This is a genomic window from Flavobacterium bizetiae (assembly GCF_902804475.1).
Taxonomy (GTDB): Bacteria; Bacteroidota; Bacteroidia; order Flavobacteriales; family Flavobacteriaceae; genus Flavobacterium; species Flavobacterium bizetiae.
The window spans coordinates 12,452-31,649 of the sequence record NZ_CADCSU010000076.1; the positions used below are offsets into that span (position 1 = coordinate 12,452).

The following is a 19,198-nucleotide window of genomic DNA, read 5'->3' on the forward strand; positions in this document are numbered from 1 at the left end:
TTGACGGATTTGTGTTACGAGGAATCATTACAGACGATACAAAAACCAAAATAGGAAAAGATTTTTACGACAGATATTATTACAAGTACAATGATATTGGAATAAACGCTGAAAAAATAGTCACAATAGGTGAAGAATATAGTTTTGCAAGAAATACATCCATAACCATAAGTATCGACAACGAAGTTATTTATGAGTTTCTGGCCAGGCCAGATGATGAATTTTTAGATGCAGTTGCAGAAGAATCTGTAAATGCCACCTTCACTTACCTGAAAGAAAAAGAAAAAGAGCGCAAATATTTCACTCAGTATTAATTTTATTATTAGCGACATGAAATTTATAATCACCCTCGCAGTATTACTGCTTGCTTCTCCGTTTATAAATGCTCAGGCATTAGTTTATAAACCCGTAAATCCGGCTTTTGGCGGAGATACCTTTAATTATCAATGGCTTTTGAGCAGTGCAGAAGCTCAGAATAAGCAAAAGGATAAAACAGCTGAAACAAAAACGCAAACTGACTTAGAACGATTTAAAGCCAATTTAAATTCGCAATTATTAAGTCAGATTTCAAGCACACTCTACAAACAGCAATTTGGTACTGATGGTATAAAAGAAGGTTCCTATACTTTCGGGAGCTATTCAGTCGATGTTTACCCCTCTTCAGACGGCCTTACTCTGAATATTTTAGATACTAATACAGGCGAACAAACTCAAGTAATTATCCCAAATAAATAACATGAGATTACATCACTACCTATTTATAGTATTCGGATTTCTTTTTTCGGGTTGCGGTGCTTATTACAATCAGCCAACCGGAGTTCAAAAAGCAGTTTTAGGAGAAGGAACTCCTGCAACTTCATTATTAAAAGATCTGCCAAAACCAAAAGAGCAAGTTGTCGTAGGTGTCTATAAATTCAGAGACCAGACCGGACAATATAAACCGCAGGAAAACGGAAGTAGTTTTAGTACCGCCGTAACCCAGGGCGCCACTTCTATATTGATAAAAGCCTTAGAAGATTCTAAGTGGTTTATACCTATAGAACGTGAAAATATTGGAAATTTACTTCAGGAGCGAAACCTTATTCGGGCAACACGTCAGGAATATGTAAAAAATGCCAATCCAAACGAACCTCAGTTAACACCTTTATTATATGCAGGAGTTTTATTAGAAGGCGGAATAGTTTCATACGATTCTAATATTATTACCGGCGGTTTTGGAGCACGATATTTTGGAGCAGGAGCCTCTGTAAAATACCGTCAGGACCGTGTTACCATCTATTTAAGGATGATTTCAACCTCAAACGGAAAAATTTTAAAATCAGTTTACATATCAAAAACAATTCTATCGCAGGCAATTGACGAAAGCTTGTTTAGATATGTCAATTTTAAAAGACTCTTAGAAGTTGAAACCGGCTACACTACAAATGAACCTGTGCATATGGCAGTAACCGAAGCCATCGAAAAAGCGGTAGAATCTCTTGTTTTAGAAGGTATAAAAGATAATATCTGGGAAGCAGATGCACCCAAATGGCAAGTCGATAATTTGATCAAAGCCTATAATGAAGAAACTAAAACTGCCGATGTAACAGCGCTTTATGACAGAGTGCTGGAAAACAGAAGAAGTAAGTTTGCCATAGAAATTTCAGGAGGAGCTACGTTGATGGATGGCGATTATCAAGATCCGCTGCTAAGACCTTTTGGCCGGGGCGCGTTAAAGTATTTTATAACGCCCAGTATTAATTTTAGTGCTTCTACCAATGTCGTCAATCTCGCCAATAAAAATTTACTCGATGTAGGTTACATTACCTATGATCTTAATCTCGAATGGGTTTTACTGCCCAAAGATCGTTTTACCCCTTATCTCTACGGAGGTGGAGGATATGCAACGAACCGGAAATTCGAGAATGCTTATGGTAAAGTTCAATACGGTTTGGGTCTCGAGTATCTCGTTTCTGATAAAATAGGAATCAAATTATTTGCAGAGCAAAATATCAATTTTAGTGATAATGTCGATTACATAAAGGCAGGAACCCGTGATGATTACTATTATAAATTCGGGTTAGGACTAACTTATTATTTTACCAAAAAGAAAAAGTAATAATTAGGAAATCAGAATTTTGAAAACATAACGATGAAGTTTAAATTTAAAAACAAAGTAATAATGAAGTATTTATACAAAATAGCAAGCGTACTTTTTTTATTGTTTTTGGTTTCATGCAGTGAAGAGAAAATAGGAGAAACGTCATATGGTAACGTTAGCGGAAGAGTGGTTAATGCAGATACATTTGAACCTATGGAGAATGTAAAAATCCTCTCGAGCCCAACCACAAGTACTGTTTTTACAGATGAGAACGGTAAGTTTACGGTTTCGAATGTAAAAGTAGGCGAATACTCGTTTCAGGCACAAAAAGACGGTTTCGTAGCAAAGTTTGAAGCCACAACGGTTACAGCAAACAATACATCAGAAATTGTTTTTGAACTTAAAAAAGCAACAGCCAACAATAAGCCGCCAACAGTTCCCGTATTAGTAAGCCCCGTTGATAATAGCACCGCTCAGGCCGTGTCATTAGACTTAACCTGGACAGCTACAGATCCTGATAATGATGCCCTCACTTTTAAAATAACACTTAGAAACGACAGTAATAGCGAGGTAAAAATTTACGATGCAATAAAAGAAAAAAAGTTAACCCTTACCAATTTAATATACGGAACAAAATACTATTGGCAGGTTGAGGTTACTGACGGAACAAATACCCCTGTTTTAAGTGCTGTAAGCGCCTTTTCGACAATACCATTTCCGCTAACCCGATATTTGTTCGTAAAAAATATAAGCGGCAATAATGTAATTTTTACTGCCGATGATGCAGGAAAACAATACCAGTTAACAAGTTCAGATAAAAATTACTGGCGTCCGAGACGAAATAATCAGGCCAATAAAATTGCTTTTATAGGTACAAATGGTTCTCAGAACGATATTTATACGATGAATTTTGACGGAACCGAAGTTAAAAAAGTAACAAGTTCAATTCCTGTCGCTGGTTTTAATTCAGATTATCTCAATTATTCCTGGAATGCTTCCGGAAGCGAATTGATTTACCCTAACTTCGACAAATTATACAAAATTAATAGCGACGGAAGTGGCTTAACCAAAATTTTCCAGACACCAAACGGTAAATTTATATCAGAGTGCGATTGGAGCGCCGATGGAAATAAAATTGCTTTAAAAGTAAACGATGCCAACGGTTACAATGTAGAAATCTATGTTATCAATCCTTCCGGAACCGTAACAGCAAATATTCTTTCAGGCCAAACCGGAGCTGCAGGTGGACTGCACTTTTCAATAACAGGGCAAAAATTGGTATATACCAGAGATGTTTCCGGTTTCGAAAATTTAAATTACCGCCAATTAGATTCCAGAATTTTCGAATATAATTTTGCAACAGGAAATTCAACCCAAATCATAACAGAGAAAACCTTAGGTACAAACGATCTCGATGTTCGCTATTCACCAAACGAAGCAGAACTCATATTTACCAATACCTCCAATGATGGTATTTCAGTAAAAAATATAGTAAAAACAACCATCGGAGTTCTCAATTCAAGAACATTATTATTCTCAGGAACTTCAATGCCCGATTGGGAGTAACTTTTAGGAGCCAAAATTTTTATAACCAATTTTACTCAGGAAATTCGGCAGCGCTTAAAAACCTGCCGATTTTTTTTTTGCGAGTCAAATATTCAATTTTAAATAGTATAACCCCGAGAATTAAAAAAAGGGATTATCTTTGCACCACATCAACACAAACTAAGTTACATGAGTTCAGATTCTAGCAAAAGGTACGCACAAAGAGGTGTTTCGGCATCAAAAGAAGACGTACACAACGCCATAAAAAATATCGATAAAGGTTTATTTCCTCAGGCATTTTGTAAAATTGTTCCAGATTATCTTACCCAAGACGAGGAATATTGCTTAATAATGCACGCAGACGGAGCAGGTACAAAATCCTCTCTGGCGTATATGTACTGGAAAGAAACCGGAGATATTTCAGTTTGGAAAGGAATCGCTCAGGATGCTCTAATCATGAACATCGACGATTTATTATGTGTTGGCGCAACAGATAATATTTTACTTTCATCAACAATAGGAAGAAACAAAAACTTAATTCCTGCTGAAGTTATTTCGGCTATCATCAACGGAACCGAAGAACTAATCAACGAATTAAAATCTTTTGGCGTAACCATTCATTCAACAGGCGGAGAAACCGCAGATGTTGGCGATGTAGTACGTACCATAATCGTAGATTCTACCGTAACGGCACGTATGAAACGCAGCAATGTTGTAGATAATGCCAACATAAAAGCAGGCGACGTAATCGTAGGTTTAACCTCTTTTGGTCAGGCAACTTACGAAAAAAGCTATAATGGCGGAATGGGAAGTAACGGATTAACATCTGCTCGTCACGATGTTTTCGGGAAATACTTAGCCAAAAAATACCCGGAAAGTTATGACGCACTTGTTCCTGAAGAACTAATTTATTCAGGTCAGGTAAATCTAACAGACGAGGTAGAAAACAGCCCAATAAACGCAGGTCAGTTGGTGCTTTCTCCAACCAGAACTTACGCGCCAATTATCAAGAAAATTTTAGACACCTACACACCAAACGAAATTCACGGAATGGTACATTGTAGTGGAGGAGCGCAAACTAAAATTTTACACTTCGTTCAAAATTTACATATTATAAAAGACAATTTATTCCCGGTTCCGCCATTGTTCAAGTTAATTCAGGAACAATCAAAAACCGATTGGAAAGAAATGTATCAGGTTTTCAATTGCGGTCACCGTATGGAAATCTATGTTCCTGAAAATATTGCACAAGACATCATCGCGATTTCAAAATCGTTCAATGTCGATGCGCAAATCGTAGGTAGAGTAGAAGCAGCCGATGCTAAAAAACTAACCATCACGAGCGAATACGGAACATTCGAATATTAATTTTTTTTTTGAGTTACAAAGTTACAAAGGTTCTGAGTTGCAAAGGTTTTATATACTGGAGTTTACAACAGAACCTTTTTTATTAATAATCAGCTTTTTTAGGAGCTAATCCCGCTATCCGTTACAATCTTTTGTTTTTTAAAGAAAAAAACAAAAGGATTTTCACTACTATCGGGGCTAAAAAACACCAGGCTATGTACGAATTACTTTTTTGGAGATATTTAGAAGAAGTTTACCTAAACCACCACGAAGTTTATGAAGCTCTTGTAGAAAGAGAAGATGTCGAAGGACTTGAAACACTTCCGGTTCAGGTAATCATGAACAGAATTGCTTCTGTATTTTCTCAATGGGAAAAAGTAGACGAAAACAGCTGGCAAAATACTGCAGGAAAAGGTGCCTTTCAGGTAATCTCAACACCGCAAAGCATCAAAATAGACTGTTACGGAACCGAGGGTAAAACCATGAATAAACTCGTTGAGATAATGGAAGAATTTAAATGTCCGTTGTACGATCCACAAGTTCCCGAGCGATATGATGAAATGAGTGAGTAATCTTTAAACCATACTATTTGTAAATTGATGAGAAAAGCATTTGTATTCATAGCTTCTATTTTCTTAAGTATTATCATTGCAATGCTTTATGGTACGATTCATAATCAATTTACATATACTATTTCTGATGAGTTTTTTACAAAAGAAATTTTTGAAAGATTTGGTTTTGTTCAATACGGGCGAGACACTCCAAGATTAACAGCTTCCATAATAGGAGCGTGGTCAACCTGGTGGATGGGATTAATTGCAGGTTTTATATTTGCCACCATAGGCTTATTTCATTCAGATGTAAAGCAAATGATGCAGAGCATAAAAGGAGCAACTTTAATTACATTAGTCACATCATTACTAGTTGGTTTAATCGGATTATGTTATGGATTTCTTGGTTTTTCAAGATTAAACTCGACTTGTTGTTTTCCACTTGAAGTTCATAATGTCAAAAACTTTTTAGCAGTTTTAGAAATGCATAGTTTTAGTTATGTTGGAGGTGTATTGGGATTATTTCTGGCAATTTTGTGGCAAATTAAAGAGATTAGGCGAAACAAACAATTTTATTAGATCTCTGATATTATTCTTTGGATTGGTAATGTCCCTACAGGACATTTTTTTCGGATTGTATTCATATTTCTACCAATATTTAATTCCTAACGGAGTATTCTTTCGTTCATCAAATATCTTGTAGATATTAGTCCTGGCATAAAATACATTGAGAAGATTTTTTCGTATGCCATTATATGTTTATTTAAAAAATATCTCGTAGAGATTACATGTCGGTAGAAATACATTGAGAATTTTTTTCGGATTCCATTATATATTTATTAAAATAGTATCTCGGAGAGATTACATGTTGGTAGAAAAATATATTCATAAACGCCAAATATTTTGTCCCGTAGGGACTACACTTTCAATAAGATCAAAAATCAAAAAGATGAGTAAAAATTTCAGTTTTTCAGATAATATTATTTTAGAAGACGATTTAGTTATATTGCGTTCTTTGCAACAATCAGACGTCGATAATTTATTAGAAATATCCATAAACGAACCAGAAACCTGGAAATATTCGTTAATTGGTGCCGACGGAAAAGAAAATCTGATTAAGTATATCGATTTGGCCATAAAAGCAAGAGAGAACCAAAAAGAATTCCCATTTATTGTTTTCGATAAAAAAACTCAAAAATATGCAGGTTCAACCCGTTTTTACGATATGAACCTTGAATTTAAAACCTTGCAATTAGGTTACACCTGGTACGGTTCTGCCTTTAGAGGAACCAGGCTCAACAAACATTGCAAATTCTTACTATTACAATTTGCCTTCGAAACCCTCGGGATAGAACGCGTAGAATTTCGTGCCGATAATAATAACGAACGAAGTATTGCCGCTATGAAAAGTATCGGTTGCAAAGTTGAAGGCGTTTTACGAAACCATATGCCAACAATAAATCCTGAGATTCGTCGTGATTCAATCGTTTTAAGTATCCTTAGAAACGAATGGTTCTATGAGGTAAAAGAAAACTTAAAGCAAAAACTTTAAAAGAAAGAGCCAAATGTTCAATTCTAAAAAAAATGATTACTCTAAATATGAGTATTCTTTGATTTTAAAAAATTATCCAATTTATTTTTTCTTGTCCAGTCAAAATTAAACTCATTTAAAGTTACGGGGTATGTGTTAATTTTCGTCATATACCATTCAAGATATTCTTTTAGTCCACTTTGGTAAAAGTCCAGCCAGTTTTTATAATTTTCAGGAATGGGTATTCTCGGTCCATATAATGGCCTGTCAAGAATATCCGGAAGATTTAATTCGTATTGATAACAGTCAAGAATGTAAGTAATTCGTTCGTGACTTTTTGACCACCAATCAATAATTAATTTGCTTGTCCAATTTTTATTGCCATCAAAATAGTAAGCATCATATGGGTCAATTGAGGCAGCTGTTAATATCTCCTTTAATTCTTGTTCGTTAAGAGGCTGCTTAAATATCACTTCATGATAATCTTCGTCGCCACCAACATTATTCATGGCTTCTACTTGACCTGTTCCACAATTATCAGTATAGCTGGTATAAATTGGTCCTGGCGTATTTAGCCAATTTATATTTTCAAAATCTCCATGATTGGTAAATTTAAAATTTCCTATAAAGCGAACGAATTCCTCAGTATTAACTGTTTGTTCAAACAAAATTTTTTCTATTTCTTTTGATGGTATTGCCATTTAGATAGTCCAAAATTTGGAATTTATAATTTAGATTGGAATTTGGAATTTAAAAATTGGAATTTTTAGTCATTCTATCCATCATGCAAAATAAGATCCTGTTCCTTTCTTAGTTTTGCAACAAGACTATCAACGTAGGTTTTTATTTTCTGTGGCAATAAATTCCAGTCTTTATCCTTTTTAAAACTTCTGCAATAATCTAAATCACATTCTATAGCGCGAATTGCGTATTTTTTGTTCTTGTAAATTGTAATAATTTTAACCCGTCTTATTTCGTTATTTTCATTTCTGGTTCCGTAAACAATTACAGGATCGATGTAGCCATCGCCATCAAGATCTTTCGTGCTGCAATATTTGGTCCAGAACCAAATATTAGTTTCTTTAGGCTCTGTGTTTTCAAGCAAATCATTAATTCTCCATTTTTCAAGAAAACCACCGTGATCGCTCATTGTATAAATCGCCTGAATTTTTGTGTTTAAAGTATCTTTTTTAGAAATAGACTTTTGGTTTTCGCACAAAAGCAAGGCATAAACACCCGCTTTATCAGAACATTCAAATGCTTTGTAAATAGGAAAATCGGAAACCTGGTTGAGTTCTCTTTCGTTTATCTCACTTTTTGTTAATCTGTAACTTTCTATTTTTTGCGAAAAGCTCAATATCGAGAAGAAAAACAACAGTAATAAAAAATATTTTTTCATGACTAGAATGGCATTTTTTTGATCAATCAAAGATATTTAAAAGCTTTTTAGTTCCCTAAATTTTATATTTTTTAAAGCGCATATTTTGTTGTATTTTTCTAACCTGAAATTATTAGAAAAACGTTTTAGTAAGTACTTGATACTGTTTTATAGAAAATATAATGTTTAAAAAAAATACCTGATGAATAGAATAAATTGCAAAAGTTTTCTCTTTGGATTTTCATTTTTAGTGCTTGGCTTTGGAGTAAAAGCCCAAAAGAAAACAATCGAAAAACGTAATCTAATTCAGTACGTTGATCCCATGATTGGTACGGCAAAAATGGGACATACTTATCCCGGAGCGACAGTACCATTTGGAAGCGTACAATTAAGCCCTGAAACCGATACGATTGCCTACAGTTTAAACGGAAAATACAACGGAGATGTCTATAAATATTGCGCAGGATATCAATACGAAGACAAAACAATTGTAGGCTTTAGCCATACCCATTTTAGCGGAACAGGACATTCAGATTTAGGCGATTTTTTAATTATGCCTACAACAGGAAAATTGCAATTGAATCCCGGAGTAGCTTCAAAACCATTGTCAGGTTACAGATCGGCATTTTCTCATTCGACCGAAAAAGCAGAACCAGCTTATTACAGCGTATTTCTTGAAGATCATAAAATCAAGGCCGAACTCACGGCAACAACAAGAGTAGGAATGCATCAATATACATTTCCGAAATCTGATCAGGCACATATTATTCTCGATTTAACTTCCGGAATTTACAATTACGATAAAAAGAATGTATGGACATTTGTTCGTGTTGAAAATGATACTTTGATTACAGGATATCGCCAGACTAACGGATGGGCGAGAACCAGAACCGTTTATTTTGCCATGTCTTTTAGCAAACCTATAAAAAGCTACGGCCAGGCAGCACTTGAAAAAAGTGTCTACAGAGGTTTTTGGGGAAGATTTGATCAAACTAGGAATTTTCCGGAAATGGCGGGACAAAATTTAAAATTGTTTTTTGATTTCGATACTCAGGAAGGAGAGAAGATCAAAATAAAAATGGCTTTATCTCCTGTAAGTTCTGCCGGTGCGCTCGAAAATATGAAAAAAGAAGTTCCGGGTTGGGATTTCGAAAAAGTAAAAAAACAAAGTCAGGAAGTCTGGAACAACGAACTGAATAAAATTCAGGTAGAAACCGTTCAGAAAGAAGATTTAGTCAATTTTTATACGGCAATGTATCACGCTTTTTTAGGCCCGACAGAATACATGGATTTAGACGGAAATTATAAAGGTTTGGATATGAATGTTCATAAAGCCGAAAACTTTAAAAATTATACCAGCTATTCGTTATGGGATACTTACAGGGCTTTGCATCCTTTATTTAATTTGGTGCAGCCGCGAAGAAACTCAGATATGATTAGTTCGATGTTGGCACATTCAGACCAAAGCGTGCATAAAATGCTGCCAATCTGGTCGCATTATGCCAATGAAAACTGGTGTATGATTGGTTATCATTCGGTTGCTGTAGTTGCCGATGCGATTGTAAAAGGCAATACTAATTTTGATCCTGAAAAAGCGCTTCAGGCGTGTGTAAACACAGCAAAAGTGCCTTATTATGACGGATTGGAATATTATATGACAAAGGGTTATGTTCCTGAAGATAAAAACGGAGCTTCGGTTTCTAAGACTTTAGAATATGCTTATGATGACTGGGCAATTGCGCAGGCAGCGAAAAAATTAGGTAAAACAGAAATCTATAATGAATTTATCGAAAGGTCTAAAAATTATAAAAATGTTTATGATGCAAAAACGGGTTTTATGCGACCTAAATTAAACGACGGAACTTTCAAAAAAGAATTCGATCCTCTTGATACGCACGGACAAGGATTTATAGAAGGAAATTCATGGAATTACAGTTTATACGTTCCGCAGGATCCTGCCGATATGATTAAAATGATGGGAGGAAATGATAAGTTTAACGTACGATTAGATTCGTTGTTTAGCATGCATTTGCCGGATAAATACTTTGAAAACACAGAAGATATTACCAGAGACGGAATCATTGGGAATTATGTGCACGGAAACGAGCCTTCGCATCATGTAGTGTATTTGTACAACTGGACCAATTCGCCTTGGAAAGCGCAGGATAAAATTAGAATGATCCTGAAAAAAATGTATCGTAATGGAGCCGATGGTTTAGGCGGAAATGATGATTTTGGGCAAATGAGCGCCTGGTATATTTTTAGCAGTTTAGGTTTTTATCCAGTTGCTCCGGGTTCTGATGAATATGCTCTTGGAAGTCCGTTAGTGAAAAAGGGGATTTTCAATTTAGACAACGGTAAAACTTTTGAAGTAGAAACGGTAAATCAATCGGATGAAAATGTGTTTGTGAGTAAAGTACTTTTAAATGGAAAACAATTAGAGAAGCCTTTCCTGAAACATTCGGATGTAATAAACGGCGGGAAAATTACTTTTTATATGAGTTCTAAACCGAACAAGAAGAATTACAAGAACTAATGAATTTGCCCACGGATTTGACGGATTAAACAGCTTTACGCAGATTTTTTATTGTTACTGTGAGTGAAATCGGGTTGGAAAAGTTTCGTGCAGATTTTGCAGATCTCAACAGATTAAAAAAAAATCTTTTTTAATCCTTTTAATCTGTGGCAAAAAAGACAATTATAATTCGTGAAAATTAGTGCAATTCATGGCGAAAAAATTAATAATAGTCAAACATGACAGACTTTGCAAAAACTTCCCGAAATTTGCGCTTTAAATAAAAGTAAATATGAAAATAAATCTAAAATCAGGAATTGATAAATTGCTTTTCGGAATGAAGCAAAATGATGTTACGGCTGCTTTAGGAAAACCGGACAAAAATTATGTAGATGAAGATGACAATGTGATTTTTGTATACAATGCGCACAAAATAAGATTGACATTTTATCAGGAAGAAGACTTGAAATTAGGTTATTTGGTAGCGTCAAGCAATGATTTAGAGGTTTTTGGATTCAAGTTAATTGGAAGAAAAATTGCTGACGTAAAGAAAGATTTCGCTACAAAAGCAATTACAAAATATACTCAGGAGACGTTTGATACTTTCGAGAATTATTTTAATGAAGACAACTGGTTCATTCTTCAAACTGAATTTGATGAAGTTGTGAAGTTTGAAATTGGTGCAATCATCAACGATAAAGATGAATTTGACTGGAAGTTTCCGGTGAAAAAATAAGCACAATCTTGTCATCCTGACGAAGGAAGGATCACACTAGTTTATCGATAAAGAATGTCGACAATCTTTGCAGAGTTTCTCGTGTGATCCTTCCTTCGTCAGGATGACAAAAAAACAAAAGCCGACAATTATTGTCGGCTTTTTTGTGTTGATGATTTAGAGGTTAATGGATGCAATATTACACGATAGTTCTTGAGTTATCTAAAGCCCTAGCCCTGATGGGAACGGCATCCTTTTGTGGTGGGGTTCACCACAAAAGATACAGAGGACAGCAGGAAATAGCTCCTTATTTTTATTATTTATAATTTTTAGAAAAACATAAACACAATTTTGTCAGACTGATCGAAGTCGAAGTCTTGTAAGCTGAATCACTTTGCGGGACTTCGACTTCGCTCAGTCTGACAGGCTAAAACAAAAAAACCGACAATCACTTGTCGGTTTTTTTATGTTTCTAAAAGAAGATTATCCTTTTAACCATGCATTTTTAAGTTTCTCTTTTGAAGCATCTATGGCTTTAAAAGTGTCTTTTTCTTCAAATGGTATTTTTACAGTTCCTTTGATGGTTTGTTCTTTTCCATCGCGTTTGATTTTAATTGTGATAGGATCGTTTTCTTTCCAGTTTTCACTTTCGGTAATCAAATCGTAAATATTGTCTAAGTTGTATGTTTTACCATTTACAGCAAGGATTTGATCGTTTGCTTTAAGATTTAAATTGCTGAAAAATACGTTAAGATCAATTTTAGGGCGAACGCTTATTATTTTAGTTGCCTGATCAACACCAATATATGGAGCTTGTCCTTTGATGAAAATTGATCCCGGAACTTTTTCTGATGCATTGCCTACACCAACTTTTGCTAAATAAAAATCGTAAGGAATTGGAGTTGTTCCCTGAACATATTTGGTTAAAAATTCACCAACTTCTGGATAGGTAAGCTGAGTGATTTTAGCAAAAAGCTCATCATCATTAAATGGTTTTTCTACGCCATATTCATCAGATAATTTGTGCATTAGATCAAGAATTCCTCTTTCGCCGTTGCTTTTTTCTCTAATGATTATATCGATGCACATACCAATTAAAGCTCCTTTTTGGTACACGTTTAAGTACTGATCTTTATAAGGCTGCTCTAATACATTTTTGCTCATTACAGTGAACGACATTGTATCATTAAGGCCTTTTGCCTGCTCGATTTTATCGGCAATACGAGTATAGAATTCAGGTTCGGTAATTAGTCCCTGATTGATCTGGAACAGGTTTGCGAAATATTCTGTTACTCCTTCGTACATCCATAAATGCTCAGACATTTTTGGTGCATTATAGTCAAAATACTGGATTTCTTTTGAGTGAATGGTTAATGGGGTTACGATATGAAAAAACTCATGCGAAACGACATCTTTCATCGATTCTACCAGTTTTTCTTTTGGCATAGATTCCGGCAGAACAACGGTAGTTGCAGTAGGGTGTTCTAAAGCTCCAAAACCGTGAGCATCATCTTTGGCCATACTTGATAGATACAATAAAACAGTATATTTTTTAGTTGCATTTACTTTTCCTAAAAAGTTTTTTTGCGCGGTCATGATGGTTTTCATTTCCGGAGTAATGCTTTCGGCAGTAAATTTTCCGGTAGGAGAGTAGACAGCGATTAAAATTTCCATTCCGTTTACGTTAAAAGTCGTATAATCCGGCTTGGAATACATGATTGGGTTTTCGACTAAAACTGCGTAACGTGGCGTTGTAAATACATCGCTTGTATTACTTGCGTCCTGGTCTGTCATTGAAGTTGCTCCCCAAAGTGTTTCAGGATGTGTGATGGTCACTTTATAAGGTATGTCTAGTTTATCCTGAAAATAACCTACAAAACCATGCGTGTTGACCATGAAGTTAACTCCTGCATTTATGTTGGTTCCGGCTGGCGAAAAAACGTCGTCGTTACCAAATCCGGTTCCTTTTTCAGTATCAAAAGTATCTCCTACTAAATAGGTTACTTTTTTTAATTTTTTTGCATCAGAAATCGACCATGAGTTATCGTCGATTCTTTTTACTGCTAAAGGATTACCTTTTGCATCAAAAGCTTTAAAATCGTCTGAAAATTTACCGTAATTATCTGTAGAATACGTTCCCGGAACTGTTTTTGGGATACTATAAATTACCTGGTCGGTTTTTATTTGTGGTGGCGTAACGGTTACAAGTACTTTGTCATCTTTTACATCAATAAGATCAATGTTAACACCTACGACATTTGCGGCACCAGATGAGCTTCCTGTTTTACAGCTCCAAAGAGTTGCTGCAAGAGCTAAGGTGTAAATTATTTTTTTCATTTATTCGAGTTTAGTTATTCGTATATGACTTATAAATTACAGAAAAGTTACATTATCAATAAAAATAATAAAAAAACTCCTGAATTTCAGGAGTTCTGTCTTAGTCTAGTTTGTTTTTTATGTAATATTTACCATCCAGATCTTCGTCAAAATCATCTATTTTAACGGGCTTTGGTTTTGGTTTATTTGCAATTGCCTTTTTTTTCCACATCTCAAATTTTTCAAGTGGCATCTTCTTTTTCATGATTTCCAGAACTTCTTTTTCTGCCAATCCAAATTCCTTTTTAATGATCTCAAATGGATTTTTTTCTTCTAAGGCTAACGAAACAAGTTTTTCGGTTTGCTCCCAATTCAATTCTTTGCGGTTACTCTTTTTCATCACGTGAAAATTAATTCAATATAGGGGTTAATGATTAATAGATTGATTTTCAATTTAAGTATCAATATTAATAAAAAAAATAATTAGTTGGTTCGATCTATGTTATTTTTTTTAATGATTTTAACTGTTTTTTGCAGATCTTGATTTTTGAAACGGAATTTGTAATAAATTTTTCAATTGGTTGTTTTCTTCGGGCTGCATATGGGTGTCTACTCCGTAAACTAATTTTTCTTTTGAAAGGGTTGTAAAAGTGCCAAAAAGCCGATCCCAAACCGAAAAAATATTGCCGTAATTACTATCTGTATATGGCAAAACATAATGATGATGTACTTTATGCATATTGGGCGAAATGATGATATAACTTAAAAAAGTATCTAGTTTTTCTGGCAAAGAAATGTTGGCATGATTAAATTGTGAAAAAATAACAGAAAGACTCTGGTACAGGAAAACCATCCACATGGGACTTCCTACAATAAGAACGCCCAGAGTTGTAAATATAAAACGAATTACGCTTTCTCCCGGATGATGCCTATTGGCGGTTGTGGTATCGATCCAGGTATCTGTATGGTGAACGATATGAAAACGCCATAGAAACTTTATTTTGTGCTGAACAAAATGGGCGAGGTAAGCGCCAATTAAGTCTAAGAGAAGTAAACCAATCAGGGTATAAAGCCAAATAGGAATTTTGGGTATCCATTGCAGTATTCCAAAATGATTTTCTGTTGTCCAGCTTGCAGTTTTAATCAGGATAAAAGCCAATACAAAGTTGACGATAATGGTAGTAAATGTAAGGAAGAAATTAATTCCTGCGTGTGGCCATTTTTTGTATTTCATCTGAAACAGCGGAAAGGTATTTTCAATAAGCCAGAAAATGGTAATTCCTCCCACGAGAATCAAACTTCTGTGCAAGGACGGAATTGTACTGAAATATGCTATAATATCGTTCATAAGTAAAAATTAGATTGATGAAAATTTGTAATCTGTTTTCTATGAAGAGATTAATTTGAAATTGTGGCATATAAAAAAAGAGAAAACCGAATATAAATATATCTGATTTTCTCTTTAAAAGTAAGTTATAAGGTAAATTTTTTTTATGCTTTTTTAATCAGGCTGATTAAAAATAATAATACCCATGCTCCTCCAACAGCAATTAGAATTTGCCAAAGAAGTCCGCCGCCGCCTATGCCAAGATTACCGGCGATCCAGCCGCCAATAATTCCGCCAACAATTCCAACGACGATATTACCTAATAATCCAAAACCTGCGCCTTTCCAGATTTGGCCCGCAAGCCATCCTGAAATTGCACCTATCAATAAGAAATATAAAAATGACATATGATAATTTTTTAATGGTTAATTGATTTGATTAAGCAGCGTCGTGATTTTGTAATAAGGTTTTGTATAAAAATCCAGCCACAATTGCGCCTAAAATTGGTGCAACCCAAAATAACCAAACTTGAGATAATGGTTCTCCTCCTGTAAAAATTGCCTGAGATAAAGATCTTGCAGGGTTTACAGAAGTATTTGTAATTGGAATACTGATTAAGTGAATTAAAGTTAATGCCAAACCAATAGCTATACCGGCAAATCTACCGTTTGCAAATTTATCTGTAGCACCAAGAATTACCAATAAGAAGAATAATGTTAGAACAAATTCAGCAATAAAGGCTGATGCCAATGAATATCCGTCTGGTGAGAACGCTCCGTAACCGTTTGATGCAAAAGCTCCGGCTTGCGTATTATTAATTGCATTTCCTGCTTTTCCTGACCAGATGATAAATAATGTTCCGGCAGCTGCAAGAGCACCAATACATTGAGCAACGATGTAAGGAATAAGGTCTTTTGCCGGAAATCTTCCGCCAGCCCATAAACCAAATGATACTGCAGGGTTAAAATGCCCGCCAGAAATATGCCCTACAGCATATGCCATCGTTAATACTGTTAAACCGAAAGCTAGTGCAACTCCTGCAAATCCAATTCCTAAATTAGGAATTCCAGCAGCAAAAAGTGCGCTTCCACAACCTCCAAAAACTAGCCAATAAGTTCCAAAAAACTCTGCAAATAATTTTTTCATAATAAAATAATTTTAATTAATAGTTGATTGTTAAAGGGTATATTGGTATGCCCAAAAAATCAAAACAAATTGTAAGGGCAAACGTACAAATAAAATCCAATTTGGTAAACCAAAACTTGCTTTTTTATTTTGATACATAAAAAGATTTGCAGGAAATACAGCAATTAGCAATGCAATAATTCCCCACGCAGCAAAATTTGTTGTGTAACTAACCATTAGGAGTATGCCAAGAGCAATCTCGGCACCTCCGCTTAAAATATTTATTAATTTGGGGTTTGAAAAAAAAGGAGGAATGATCCTGACATACATTCCGGGATTTCTAAAATGATTTAATCCGGCAATAATATAGAGCGCAGCCATTAAGTATAAATGCCAAGGTAAATTCATGATATGTAATTGTTTATCACGAATTTATAAAAAAATTAACAATTATTACATTACAAGTCTCTTTTTTTTAGATCCTGATAAATTAAGTTAATTTTTACGCTTAAAATTTACGTTCATAATAATTATGGCAAGAATAATCAGGACGATTCCAATCCATTGAGAAAGAATAACTTTTTCATCTAATAATACATACGCCATCATTACAGAAACAGGAAGTTCAAGTGCCGAAACGATACTTCCTAAACCAATTCCGGTTAGAGGGAAACCTGCAGTCATAAGCATTGGCGGAATAATAGTACCAAAAAGAGCTAAGATAATTCCCCATTTTAAGAAGATCTCAAAATTAAAAGGTGTTACCTGAGTAGCAATTGCGAATGAAAATACGATTACTGATCCTCCTAAAAGCATATATAAACTACGTTGTGCCGATGAAATCTCTGTAGCAACGCTATTCGCTGTAAACATAGTTGTAGTAAATGATGCAGCAGCCAAAACTCCCCATGCAAGACCACGCCAGTCAAGAGCAACATCGTTATGAATAATATTGGTTGCCAAAACAGTACCAATAAGTACAATGATTACAGCAATTACTTTTTGTTTTGATGGTAATTTCTTTTCTAAAATCATCTCTAATAAAACTCCCATCCAAACGGTTTGCATCAATAGAACGATACCAATAGATACGGGAATGTATTTTACCGCGAGATAATAGAATAAACTTGTCATACCTAATGAAGTACCCGCAAGCATTAAACTGAAGATATTTTTTTTGGTTGCTTTTACAACCTTTTCTTTATGTTTTGCTTTTTGAAAAGCGTTTATCAATAAAATACCAATGATTCCTAATATAAATTGAGATGTGGTTACTTCGGCAGTTGTATATCCTTCTGAATATGCCATTTTTACAAAAGTGGCTAACATTCCGTAAGTTGTAGCACCTATTGCTACTAAAAAAACTCCCTTTAATACATTGTTTTGTGACATCTTAACTTATTTAGATTAAAAAAATAAAGCCGGCAAAGGTAAGCTATTTTGTTTAGGATTTAATAGAAAACAGCCAGAAACATTATTATGAGTTTGGTTTGTAGTCTCATTTGGATTGTAATATTGTGAATTTGATAGAATTGGAGGAAATAAAAAACCCGTCAAAAAATTCTATTTTGACGGGTTTGAAATATATCGGAATAAAAATAAGTCTTATTTTGCTGCAGGCTGGTTTTGGTAGGTTTCGATTTCGAAAACTAAAGTAGAGTTTGGCGGAATAACTCCTCCGGCACCTTTTTCTCCGTAAGCTAAATTAGAAGGAAGAAAGAATATTGCTTTTTCTCCGTCAGTCATCATGTCTAATGCTTCAATAAAACCAGGAATCATTCCGTCTTTTTTACCTACTGCAAAAGGAAAAGCCTGATATCCTTTTTGGGCATCACGGTTTGCATCATATTTACCGTAAGCTTTTGCTATGCTTGCTATACTGCTGTCAAAAAGATTTCCGTTTTCAAAATATCCTGCGTAATGAAAATAGATGTTAGAACCTTCAGCTCCTTTTACACCAGTTCCTTTTTTTGTAATTACATATTTTAAACCAGATGCAGTTGTAGTCGCTTTTGCTTTAGTAGCAGCAAAATATGCTGCTTTTTCAGTTACTACTTTTTGAGATTCTGCTTTTTTAGCTTCCTGCTTTTTTTCGTCATCAGCTAAAACTTTTACAGCATTAAATTTTTTAGCTGCTTCACCTTTGCGGGTAATAGTAATTTTTGTCATGATATCATCCTGAACAATTTTATTTACATTATCCATTCCTGAAACTACATGACCAAAAATGGTATGTTTTCCGTTTAACCACGGAGTTTCTTTGTGTGTTATAAAAAACTGACTTCCGTTTGTAGCAGGACCTGAATTTGCCATAGCCAAAACACCGCCTTTTTCAAATTTTAGTTCTTCAACAAATTCATCTTTAAAAGAATATCCAGGACCTCCTGTGCCGTTTCCGTCCGGATCTCCACCCTGAATCATAAAGTCATTGATAACTCTGTGAAACTTTAATCCGTCGTAAAATGGTTTTCCTTTCAGTCTTTCCACTTTTACATTAGGATTATTCCCTTCGGCCAAAGAAATAAAGTTAGCTACTGTAACCGGTGTTTTTACATATTCTAATGCAACTACGATATCTCCTTTTGTAGTTGATATTGTAGCAAAAATTCCATCGTTTGGATTTGTTGGCGGAGCTACTTTTGTTGCTGTTTTAGCTGCAGGAGCTTTTGGTTTTGCTACGGGTTTCTTTGTCTGAGCCTGAATGTTTACTACTGCCAGGCAAAATAAAAATAGAAATTTAAACTTCATGATGTTCAGAATTTAAGTCT

20 protein-coding genes are annotated in these 19,198 nt (G+C 34.8%); 10 read left to right on the forward strand and 10 right to left on the reverse strand.

Features of this window, described 5'->3' with window-relative positions; all coding sequences use genetic code 11:
• Positions 1 to 11 precede the first annotated feature (11 nt).
• The 8 genes from FLACOL7796_RS08690 to FLACOL7796_RS08725 all read left to right on the forward strand — a co-directional run bounded on the left by FLACOL7796_RS08690 (position 12) and on the right by FLACOL7796_RS08725 (position 7,075).
• The gene (locus FLACOL7796_RS08690) at positions 12 to 314 is read left to right on the forward strand and encodes a CsgE family curli-type amyloid fiber assembly protein (RefSeq protein ID WP_173970408.1); all 303 of its coding nucleotides are present in this window, start codon (positions 12 to 14) and stop codon (positions 312 to 314) included.
• Positions 315 to 330: 16 nt separating this feature from the next.
• On the forward strand, positions 331 to 735 hold the full coding sequence (locus tag FLACOL7796_RS08695; RefSeq protein WP_173970409.1) for a curli production assembly/transport component CsgF: 405 nt from the start codon (positions 331 to 333) through the stop codon (positions 733 to 735).
• 1 nt (position 736) lies between these two features.
• The gene (locus tag FLACOL7796_RS08700; RefSeq protein WP_173970410.1) at positions 737 to 2,098 is read left to right on the forward strand and encodes a CsgG/HfaB family protein; all 1,362 of its coding nucleotides are present in this window, start codon (positions 737 to 739) and stop codon (positions 2,096 to 2,098) included.
• A gap of 63 nt (positions 2,099 to 2,161) precedes the next feature.
• Complete coding sequence (locus FLACOL7796_RS08705; protein WP_173970411.1) at positions 2,162 to 3,646, forward strand: carboxypeptidase regulatory-like domain-containing protein; 1,485 nt, start codon at positions 2,162 to 2,164, stop codon at positions 3,644 to 3,646.
• Between the two features lie 168 nt (positions 3,647 to 3,814).
• On the forward strand, positions 3,815 to 4,993 hold the full coding sequence (locus FLACOL7796_RS08710; protein ID WP_173970412.1) for an AIR synthase related protein: 1,179 nt from the start codon (positions 3,815 to 3,817) through the stop codon (positions 4,991 to 4,993).
• A 194-nt stretch (positions 4,994 to 5,187) separates the two neighbouring features.
• A complete protein-coding gene (locus tag FLACOL7796_RS08715) occupies positions 5,188 to 5,544 on the forward strand; it encodes a hypothetical protein (protein WP_173970413.1) in 357 nt (118 codons plus the stop codon).
• A gap of 27 nt (positions 5,545 to 5,571) precedes the next feature.
• Positions 5,572 to 6,102, forward strand: coding sequence for a hypothetical protein (locus FLACOL7796_RS08720; RefSeq protein ID WP_173970414.1), 531 nt, complete (start codon positions 5,572 to 5,574; stop codon positions 6,100 to 6,102).
• Between the two features lie 370 nt (positions 6,103 to 6,472).
• Positions 6,473 to 7,075, forward strand: coding sequence for a GNAT family N-acetyltransferase (locus tag FLACOL7796_RS08725; protein ID WP_173970415.1), 603 nt, complete (start codon positions 6,473 to 6,475; stop codon positions 7,073 to 7,075).
• Positions 7,076 to 7,116: 41 nt separating this feature from the next.
• Here FLACOL7796_RS08725 and FLACOL7796_RS08730 read toward each other — a convergent pair whose 3' ends face one another.
• The gene (locus FLACOL7796_RS08730) at positions 7,117 to 7,755 is read right to left on the reverse strand and encodes a hypothetical protein (protein WP_173970416.1); all 639 of its coding nucleotides are present in this window, start codon (positions 7,753 to 7,755) and stop codon (positions 7,117 to 7,119) included.
• A 74-nt stretch (positions 7,756 to 7,829) separates the two neighbouring features.
• Positions 7,830 to 8,453, reverse strand: a complete 624-nt coding sequence (locus FLACOL7796_RS08735; protein ID WP_173970417.1) for a M949_RS01915 family surface polysaccharide biosynthesis protein — start codon at positions 8,451 to 8,453, stop codon at positions 7,830 to 7,832.
• 181 nt (positions 8,454 to 8,634) lie between these two features.
• Here FLACOL7796_RS08735 and FLACOL7796_RS08740 point away from each other — a divergent pair, with 181 nt between their 5' ends.
• Both FLACOL7796_RS08740 and FLACOL7796_RS08745 read left to right on the forward strand, forming a co-directional pair.
• The gene (locus tag FLACOL7796_RS08740; RefSeq protein WP_173970418.1) at positions 8,635 to 10,968 is read left to right on the forward strand and encodes a GH92 family glycosyl hydrolase; all 2,334 of its coding nucleotides are present in this window, start codon (positions 8,635 to 8,637) and stop codon (positions 10,966 to 10,968) included.
• Positions 10,969 to 11,239: 271 nt separating this feature from the next.
• Positions 11,240 to 11,683, forward strand: coding sequence for a hypothetical protein (locus tag FLACOL7796_RS08745; protein WP_173970419.1), 444 nt, complete (start codon positions 11,240 to 11,242; stop codon positions 11,681 to 11,683).
• 462 nt (positions 11,684 to 12,145) lie between these two features.
• Here the strand turns inward: FLACOL7796_RS08745 and FLACOL7796_RS08750 are convergent, their stop codons facing one another.
• From FLACOL7796_RS08750 to FLACOL7796_RS08785, 8 genes are all read right to left on the reverse strand, one after another.
• Entirely contained in the window at positions 12,146 to 13,999 is a 1,854-nt protein-coding gene (locus FLACOL7796_RS08750) for a M61 family metallopeptidase (protein WP_173970420.1), read from the reverse strand.
• A gap of 100 nt (positions 14,000 to 14,099) precedes the next feature.
• Positions 14,100 to 14,378 carry a DUF2805 domain-containing protein gene (locus FLACOL7796_RS08755; RefSeq protein ID WP_055098339.1) on the reverse strand — a complete coding sequence of 93 codons (279 nt, stop codon included), beginning with the start codon at positions 14,376 to 14,378 and terminating at the stop codon, positions 14,100 to 14,102.
• Positions 14,379 to 14,498: 120 nt separating this feature from the next.
• Entirely contained in the window at positions 14,499 to 15,326 is an 828-nt protein-coding gene (locus FLACOL7796_RS08760; RefSeq protein ID WP_173970421.1) for a sterol desaturase family protein, read from the reverse strand.
• Positions 15,327 to 15,469: 143 nt separating this feature from the next.
• Complete coding sequence (locus FLACOL7796_RS08765) at positions 15,470 to 15,712, reverse strand: GlsB/YeaQ/YmgE family stress response membrane protein (RefSeq protein WP_173970422.1); 243 nt, start codon at positions 15,710 to 15,712, stop codon at positions 15,470 to 15,472.
• Positions 15,713 to 15,743: 31 nt separating this feature from the next.
• Positions 15,744 to 16,451, reverse strand: a complete 708-nt coding sequence (gene aqpZ / locus FLACOL7796_RS08770; RefSeq protein ID WP_173970423.1) for an aquaporin Z — start codon at positions 16,449 to 16,451, stop codon at positions 15,744 to 15,746.
• Positions 16,452 to 16,481: 30 nt separating this feature from the next.
• The gene (locus FLACOL7796_RS08775; RefSeq protein ID WP_173970424.1) at positions 16,482 to 16,838 is read right to left on the reverse strand and encodes a DoxX family protein; all 357 of its coding nucleotides are present in this window, start codon (positions 16,836 to 16,838) and stop codon (positions 16,482 to 16,484) included.
• Positions 16,839 to 16,925: 87 nt separating this feature from the next.
• Entirely contained in the window at positions 16,926 to 17,822 is an 897-nt protein-coding gene (locus FLACOL7796_RS08780) for an EamA family transporter (protein ID WP_173970425.1), read from the reverse strand.
• Positions 17,823 to 18,035: 213 nt separating this feature from the next.
• Positions 18,036 to 19,178: a peptidylprolyl isomerase gene (locus FLACOL7796_RS08785; protein ID WP_173970426.1), complete on the reverse strand. Its 1,143-nt coding sequence runs from the start codon at positions 19,176 to 19,178 to the stop codon at positions 18,036 to 18,038.
• Positions 19,179 to 19,198 lie beyond the last annotated feature (20 nt).